Annotated in this window: 1 protein-coding gene; it reads right to left on the bottom strand. The window is 60.0% G+C overall.

From position 1 onward, the window contains the following. Positions 1 to 49 precede the first annotated feature (49 nt). A partial coding sequence (locus B3520_RS02750; RefSeq protein ID WP_286875359.1) for a chorismate-binding protein occupies positions 50 to 505 on the bottom strand: 456 nt, incomplete at its 5' end.

The following is a 505-nucleotide window of genomic DNA, read 5'->3' as shown; positions in this document are numbered from 1 at the left end:
CATCCGCCGCAACCAAAACCAAACATACAAAACACCCACGGGGCGCCGCTCACGCCTTGTCGGAAAACTCCCGCTCCAGCGTCTCCATCAACACCCGCACTTTATTCCAGCTTTCCTCGTATTCTGACTCGGGTTCAGAATCCGCCACGATACCGCCGCCACCCCAGCAGTAAATGCGCCCCTGATTGCAGACCAGGGTGCGGATGGCAATGCTGGTATCCATATTGCCGTCGGCGCTCAAGTAGCCAAGGCTGCCGCAATACACCGAGCGTCGAACCGGCTCCAGCTCCTCGATGATTTCCATGGCCCGGACTTTCGGTGCGCCGGTAATGGAGCCGCCGGGGAAGCTGCCGCCGAGCAGCGTCAGGGCGTCGGCGTCAGGGTCCAGCTCCCCGGTGACCGTGCTGACCAGGTGATGAACGTTGGCAAAACTCTGCAGTTCGAACAGCTTGGGTGTGTGAACGTTGTGACAGCTTTTGCTCAGATCGTTGCGCAGCAGGTCGAC

It is taken from the genome of Marinimicrobium sp. UBA4509 (assembly GCF_002388575.1).
Lineage (GTDB): Bacteria > Pseudomonadota > Gammaproteobacteria > Pseudomonadales > Cellvibrionaceae > Marinimicrobium > Marinimicrobium koreense.
Note: the sequence above shows the minus strand (reverse complement) of the source record. Positions and strands in the feature narration are given on the sequence as shown.